The sequence below is a fragment of the Candidatus Kurthia intestinigallinarum genome (assembly GCF_003991225.1).
GTDB classification, from domain to species: domain Bacteria; phylum Bacillota; class Bacilli; order Bacillales_A; family Planococcaceae; genus Kurthia; species Kurthia populi.
In genome coordinates, this window is the sequence record NZ_JTFC01000034.1 from 1 (window position 1) to 7,104 (window position 7,104).

A 7,104-nucleotide genomic window follows, 5' to 3' on the forward strand; every position below is an offset into this window, starting at 1 on the left:
GAAGGAATGTACGCGCAATTAGACGCCTAGAGATATGGGAGGGTTCGTCGTCATAAGCTACGCAGAGATCCAAAAGTGTATCATATAAACTTGGATTCAGAAGAAATTATTTCCATTTAATGGTCTCTTCTTTAGCGTAGCGTTTCGATGAATTAACATAAATATCAATTAATACAAAATTAAGTTAGATATGCGTGTTGGAAAATATTTTTTTGACACTCAAAAATGGCGTGAGCCATTGATATATCAACATTTATAGAGGGAGGAGCTTTTTGAATATATATTTATTAATAACCTCTTCAGTATTTTTATTGTTTATTGCAGGGAATGCTTTTTATGTTACGTTTAAAACATATGAAGATGATGATGATTTCACTTTTAACGGTATCACTTGGATTGAAGTGTTATTTAGTATTTTATTACTTATTACGGAAAAAACTACTTCAGATAAATTTCATACCATTACCTTTAAGATTCTTTCTTTTATATTTGGTTTATTCTTTTTAGGTTTAGCTGTTTTATCATGGATACTTTTCATTTAAAGATAAAGTCAACTATATTAATAAATTTATAAGAAAGGACATTTTATTATGCAGTTAGAAATTAAAAATTATATTAAAATCCCACCTGAAAAAGAAGAGCTAGACAAAAATCAAACGTATCCAGGTTATATCGAAATGACAAATTTGGACGATTTAGATGTATTTAATTATACATTTGGACGATCTGGAGGATATCCTGGAGGTAAAGTTGTTTTCTATGTAGATGGAAAACCATTACCTTTTAACGCAGAAGCAGATGAACTATATAATTTTTGGTATAGTCTTGTGTTAACTTTATTACCACAAGATAAATCTGTTGAAAAAAATGATTATATTGTATTTTATACAAATAATTATGTTATGAACAGTTTTAAAATTAATATTTTTTATCATGAAAAAACCGTGGAATTTGATTATGCCGCTGAAAGAGTAGCCACTTTTTCATTAACTGCATATAAAAAAGCAGTCTTACAAGGCTTTTTAGATTTCATGTGGCATACGAATTTAGAATTCGAAGCCATTACACATGACTCTTTAGGTGATGAAATTGAGTATGTTGAATTACGAGAAGATACATATGGTATAAGTGAACTCTACACTTGTCGTTATATTTTCTTACAATATATGAAGGAAATCTATAAACAAAAAAGTTATGACTTAGACAAATTAATAAATCTTAATTTTAATTTTGATTATCATTATTCAAAATTAAAATACGATTTAGGAGACTAGGCAAGTATAGCTAGATGCAAAAAGCCAGCTGATTAAGCTGCCTTTTTGTATTTAAATTGTATGAGCAATTCATGTAAAGGGGTGTTATCGGTATTTACCGAATTGGAGATATTTTGGTTCCAAAACAGTTGACTGGGAACTTAACTACATCATAAAATTATTTTTATGTATGATATTGTAAAAAATACTAATGAGAGATTGAATTAAATTCACTTACCAATAATCTATTGGGACACGCTTAAAGGAGACAATTATAAATGTCAACATGGTTAGGTACATTTTTGCGCATCTAAGTATGTACAATCATGCTCATAATGGCTATCACTATTCAAATTACTGCATAATTACAACTTGACATAGAGCCGCTATTCATATGATTTTTGAGCCAAAAACGCAGCTATGATAAGGCTGACTCATCCGCAAAGGCTATCATATTCATTTCTCTATATAAAGTTGTAATATACATTGGAAATCAAAAATGTACATGGTTAAATGAACGTTTTTGTACATGCCCAAACGCGTATTTATAACAATAATGTATAACAGTTCTAGCATCATAAAAATTAAGAATCTGAATGAATATAAGATAGATGAACAGATAAAAGAATCGTTAAAAGACGTGTACTGGCGTATTGAATTTAATCATTATCACGATTTAATAGCCGAGATTGAAGGGCAAACAATAAAAAGTATTGGTGTATGTTGGGGGAATCCAAACCATCCGCTTGCTAAATATATTTACTTCTCCAGTAATGCTACACAGGAAATGTTGAAGAAAATGCTTATTGTTCAAGCACCTTATGATCGAATCATTTTTTCATGCTGGGAAAATGATTCAGAAAAAATAAAGCTTTTGCAGCAGTTTCCATTCCAACTTTTTCGAAAAACATATATGGAGAAATATGAGATTAGCATTTTATTAGAAAAATTGAATGATCTAACAGTACCTCTAACATTACTGTCACTCAAACAAGTATTAACACAACCTTCTTTAGAGGAACAATTATTTAAACTTTTAAAATATAGCTATGAGCAAACACATTTACATAATCCTGCACAAGTAGAAGATTGGCTCATTTGGAAAGAAAAATTATTAGAGGACAATTCCGATTTAGAATTGAGTTGTATTGCAATAGAAAATAATCGTGTTACTGCTTATATATTCGTCCATCCCATTGATGAAGAACAGTATGAAATTGGTTGGGTCGGTCAACAAGGGAATGTGAATTTGCTGCCGATCTTAAAGAAAATGCTTATTGGCTTACAAAATAAAGGTATTACGAGCGTAGAGTTCGAAGTTGATACAACAGACTACAACGCTTGGCAATTTGCAGATTTATTGGATTTAAAATCAAAAATAGGCTGGTACTCTTATATTTTAAAAAATAGTTAATTTACCTCGAATGTTCCCAAACATCGCGTTGGTAACTATATTTTAAAAAACTAAATATTCGCTCAGCTTTATGTATAATGTTAATATCCCACTATTAAGAAGGAGTATATTATTATGTTGAAATTAGAACCATTTTCGCAAGCTGATTTTCAGCAACTTATTAACTGGATACCGGATTCATCCTTTGCATTACAATGGGGAGGACCTGCGTTTACATATCCATTAACTTTAGAGCAACTTGAAAATTATCTGAAGGATGCTAATACAGATAATGCTTCAAAATATATATTTAAAGCCGTAGACGAATCGACTAATGAAGTGATTGGACATATTTCTCTTGGAAATGTTGACCGAATGAACGAATCTGCAAGAATTGGAAAAGTATTAATTGGACAATTGGAAAGTAGAGGAAATGGCTATGGTACGCAATTAATGTTAGCTGCCTTAACATTTGCATTTGAAGAGCTTAACTTACATAAAGTGACGCTAGGTGTATTTGATTTCAATACTGCTGCTATTAAATGCTATGAAAAAGTTGGTTTCAAAAAAGAAGGTTTACTTAGAGATGCTAGAAAAAATGGCAATGAATATTGGAATCTAATAGAGATGGGAATTCTAGAAAGTGAATGGAAAACTAAATCTTAAACGTACATATTCATACATTAATAAAATTAATAACGTCCCCAAATGACACTTTTGTAATTTTTAAGATACGATTACAAATAGAGGAAGAAGATTCTTAGGAGGAGAAATAGTCTAATATGAATAACTGTCCATTATGTAATCTAGATTTAGAACCAACGCAAACAGTGATTTTAAGTAATGAACATTGTATGTTTTTGCAATTAGAGCAAGCTCGTCAAAAGGGCGTTCAGCTTGAAGGTGCAGGCATAATTGTACCTAAAATACATAGAGAGACAACCTTTGATTTAACCTTGGAAGAATGGAATGCTACATATTCTCTTCTTCAAGATGTTAAAAAATATTTAGATAAGCATTATCAACCACAAGGATACAATCTCGGATGGAATTGTGGTGAAAAAGCAGGGCAACATATACCTCATGCACATTTTCACATTTTACCGAGATATGAAGATGAACCACTTGTAGGTAAGGGCATAAGATTTATGTTTAAGGATAAAGAAAACAACAGAAAGACTGTTAAATAACATCAAATAATTATACAACCTTAATTAAAAAACGTTCCGAAATGAAAGTTTGGGAATATCAAAAAAAGCCACGAACCATTGTTAAATCACTGATTCGTGGCTTTTCTATTTAACATTGTGATTCATGAAAGTACCTAAGAAAAAGTGTTATCGGCACTTACGGAATTGGCGAAATTTTGTTTTCTAATTACGGCTTTGGGTATCTTTCACACCCTTACAGTATCTGTGATAAAATGGTATATATTGTATCTTTCTTGATTTGGGGGATGAGACTTGAAGGTAAAGATGTGCCTTATGAAATTAATGTTTAATATTCAATTGTATGTAGGGAAAATACGTTTGCTGGGCTATGCTGTGTTATTAGAAATCCTTGTAGGAATAGGCGATGTCGCTTTCTTTTTGGTGTATCCAGAAGTGTTTATTATTTTTTTCGTAATAACATTAGGCGCGGTTATGTGGAAGAAATTACGTCCCTGTTTAACGCAAATGATTTTAAAAAGACGAATGTTACTTACACCAATTTTATGTATGTTTTCGTGTCTTATTTTTATGAATTACTATGTTTGGTTTCAACCATATTAAATAAAAAATTCAACCTTTTTCGGGAGGTTTAGAAATGAAAGAGATAAAAGGATTATACGTTATTTTAGTTGCAATGTTTTTTGTGAATCTAACAAATATGACCTTATTTAATAACGAATGGAATGGCATAGCAATGTGGCTTAACACAGTGTTATTTGTAGCTGGTACGGCCTATTTTTTATTGAGCAAAGATGCCATTAAGAAAAATAAATAATAATTGTGAAATGCAAGATTGCTTTAGTTCATTAAAAATTTATAACATATACAAACTAATCCTAAATAACCTTCCCAAACAGCGCGTTGGTAACATTTCGTTATTCAACGAAGGGCGGGTTTGTAAAATAACAAAATTAAAAATATTGTAACTTTTCGATTGTAAATTCGTATAGAAAAGTAGATTGAATAATAAGAAAGAGGTGAGTGATAATTTTGAAAAAAACATTAGAAAATAGATTGGCTTATTTATATTCAGGAGAATTATTTTCTATAATCATCTTTGTACCTACTAGTTATCTAATAAATTACGCATTTCCCAATCTACAATTGTATTCTCTATATTCATTTTGGGTATCTTTTATCCTTTTAGAGTTTCTTTTGTTACAAGGAACGATTTATTGGTATATAAAACTTAAAAGATTAAGAAATGAGACTAACTCTATAACTCCGATTAAGATTGTTCGACAATTACATAATTTAAAAATAATGAATATGATTATAATTGTAATCACAATTATTGTATTTGCTTTTGATCTCATAAAATGGTATCCATCTTTGCCATTTGGTTTAACAATCACCTTCTTTATATATATTTTTGCAATTTTAGAGTTTATTAACTACTTTTACGTTCAACTCTCATATAATGTCTCTGGCATTAAAGATTTGTTAAGAAGCAGAAAATTGAAGAATTCCTGTATTAATAAGGATTTTAAACGAATTAAGAAATTGGAATTCTAAAAAGTAGCGTTATTTTTCATTGATAACATATTTAAGAAATAAGGTTAATAAACACCAAAAGATTTCGAGTTTATTAACTTAAACTAACGAAGGGTTTAGTGTGAGAAGAATTATAAAATATACAGAATGAACTTATATAAACCTTCCCAAATGCCACTTTGGAGATATATAAGTCCAATCTTTTTTATGGTAATTTATAATTATCATAAAAAGTAGGAGGGATTTTTGATGAATACTACAAATACCAAATGGAACATCACCGAAATAAAAACGAGATATTTTGTATTTTTTGGTGCCACAGTGGGTGCGATTGTTGGGCTAGCTGCTTATGTGAATAATTGGTTATAATCAATTGATTAAATATTTATAACGTATACAAAAACTTACTAAACGTTCAAAAATCAAAGTTAGGAAGTATCGAAAAAGCCGTGAATCATTGATTCAATAATGATTCGTGGCTTTTCTAATTAACATTATAAATACCCAAGAAAAAGTATTATCGATAATTATAAAATTGGAAATGTTTTGTTTCCAAGCAGCGTTCTGTGTCCAATTTTTCTTTTGATTAAAATAGTTAAAATATATATTTATTGAGTAACCGAATTTAGTAGAAACAGGGTGATTTACTTGATAGAACAGATAAATAGCGAAAATAGAGATAAAGTAATAGCATTTTTCAATGAACATTGGGGAAGTTCTGAAATGGTTATTTCAACAGGTATCTATACGTGTGAAAACTTAGATGGATTTATTTTTGAAGAAAATGATCAGATTGCTGGCCTACTTACATATGTTATGAAAGATAATGAGGTTGAAATCATTTCATTAGATAGTATTTTAGAGGGGAAAGGTACTGGTACAGCTCTAATTGAAAAGGTCGAAAATGTAGCGAAGCAAAAACAAATAAATATCGTACGTTTAGTAACTACAAATGATAATCTACATGCTTTAAGATTTTATCAAAAAAGAGGGTACAGGATTACCTCTATTATTCCTGATGCTGTAAATGAAGCTCGAAAAATAAAAGCCTCAATTCCTTTAACAGGCAATGAGGGGATCCCATTAAACGATGAATTAGAATTGAAGAAAATAATTTAAATAATACATTTCAAAATTTCGAAGTCGAGCCACTTCTTCTAACATAACAATAAACTTTACTTGCGCTTTTTCACTTCGAATCTAATCTAGATACACGCCAAGAGCCTTCTAAATACTTTCTAATTTTTAAGCTTACAAAAAATGAACGATGATGTTCTTCATGTTCATATAATTCATTAAACCAAGAATACATTTTTAACTTTTCTATATTTTTATCATTTCTTCGCAGAATACCCATCCCTCAAGGAGCGTAGTGAGGAGGGAGGGGGATTCTGCGAACCCAATGATTCTGCCAGTACTAATTTGTTGAAAAGAACATCTGTTCCTATTATACTATTCAAAAAAAAGGAGGTGTCTGTCATGCCACATCAAGCGTATAAATTCCGTATCTACCCAACTAAAGACCAACAAGCGTTCATCCATCAAACCCATGGACATTGTCGTTTTGTTTACAACTATTTTCTTGCGTTATGGAATACTTCTTATAAAGAAGAAGGAAAAGGGTTGAATCGTTCCATTATGTCCAAAATGCTCACGAAAATGAAGAAACAAGATGATACGGCATGGCTACGCAACGTAGATAGTGTGGCATTACAAGCCTCTTATGAAAATTTAATAGACGCTTTTCAGCGTT

At 30.4% G+C, this 7,104-nt stretch carries 9 protein-coding genes; all 9 read left to right on the plus strand.

Going from position 1 to position 7,104, the window contains the following annotated elements; genetic code table 11:
- The first annotated feature begins 272 nt into the window (after positions 1 to 272).
- Entirely contained in the window at positions 273 to 542 is a 270-nt protein-coding gene (locus QI30_RS14395) for a hypothetical protein (RefSeq protein WP_126991300.1), read from the plus strand.
- Positions 543 to 590: 48 nt separating this feature from the next.
- Positions 591 to 1,274 (plus strand): hypothetical protein, encoded by a 684-nt coding sequence (locus QI30_RS14400; RefSeq protein WP_126991301.1) that lies wholly within the window; start codon positions 591 to 593, stop codon positions 1,272 to 1,274.
- Between the two features lie 508 nt (positions 1,275 to 1,782).
- Complete coding sequence (locus QI30_RS14405; RefSeq protein ID WP_126991302.1) at positions 1,783 to 2,667, plus strand: hypothetical protein; 885 nt, start codon at positions 1,783 to 1,785, stop codon at positions 2,665 to 2,667.
- A gap of 114 nt (positions 2,668 to 2,781) precedes the next feature.
- Positions 2,782 to 3,312 carry a GNAT family N-acetyltransferase gene (locus QI30_RS14410; RefSeq protein ID WP_010304494.1) on the plus strand — a complete coding sequence of 177 codons (531 nt, stop codon included), beginning with the start codon at positions 2,782 to 2,784 and terminating at the stop codon, positions 3,310 to 3,312.
- 116 nt (positions 3,313 to 3,428) lie between these two features.
- On the plus strand, positions 3,429 to 3,836 hold the full coding sequence (locus tag QI30_RS14415) for an HIT family protein (RefSeq protein ID WP_126991303.1): 408 nt from the start codon (positions 3,429 to 3,431) through the stop codon (positions 3,834 to 3,836).
- Between the two features lie 616 nt (positions 3,837 to 4,452).
- Positions 4,453 to 4,632, plus strand: a complete 180-nt coding sequence (locus QI30_RS14420) for a hypothetical protein (protein WP_126991304.1) — start codon at positions 4,453 to 4,455, stop codon at positions 4,630 to 4,632.
- A gap of 215 nt (positions 4,633 to 4,847) precedes the next feature.
- Positions 4,848 to 5,372, plus strand: a complete 525-nt coding sequence (locus QI30_RS20985) for a general stress protein (RefSeq protein WP_126991305.1) — start codon at positions 4,848 to 4,850, stop codon at positions 5,370 to 5,372.
- A 630-nt stretch (positions 5,373 to 6,002) separates the two neighbouring features.
- Positions 6,003 to 6,470: a GNAT family N-acetyltransferase gene (locus QI30_RS14430; protein ID WP_370323621.1), complete on the plus strand. Its 468-nt coding sequence runs from the start codon at positions 6,003 to 6,005 to the stop codon at positions 6,468 to 6,470.
- A 360-nt stretch (positions 6,471 to 6,830) separates the two neighbouring features.
- A partial coding sequence (locus QI30_RS14440; protein WP_148113865.1) for a helix-turn-helix domain-containing protein occupies positions 6,831 to 7,104 on the plus strand: 274 nt, incomplete at its 3' end.

Coding starts and splice junctions, on each gene's coding strand:
- QI30_RS14415 (WP_126991303.1), top strand. CDS start 3,429: ATGAATAACTGTCCATTATGTAATCTAGATTTAGAACCAACGCAAACA.
- QI30_RS14405 (WP_126991302.1), top strand. CDS start 1,783: ATGCCCAAACGCGTATTTATAACAATAATGTATAACAGTTCTAGCATC.
- QI30_RS14420 (WP_126991304.1), top strand. CDS start 4,453: ATGAAAGAGATAAAAGGATTATACGTTATTTTAGTTGCAATGTTTTTT.
- QI30_RS14400 (WP_126991301.1), top strand. CDS start 591: ATGCAGTTAGAAATTAAAAATTATATTAAAATCCCACCTGAAAAAGAA.
- QI30_RS14410 (WP_010304494.1), top strand. CDS start 2,782: ATGTTGAAATTAGAACCATTTTCGCAAGCTGATTTTCAGCAACTTATT.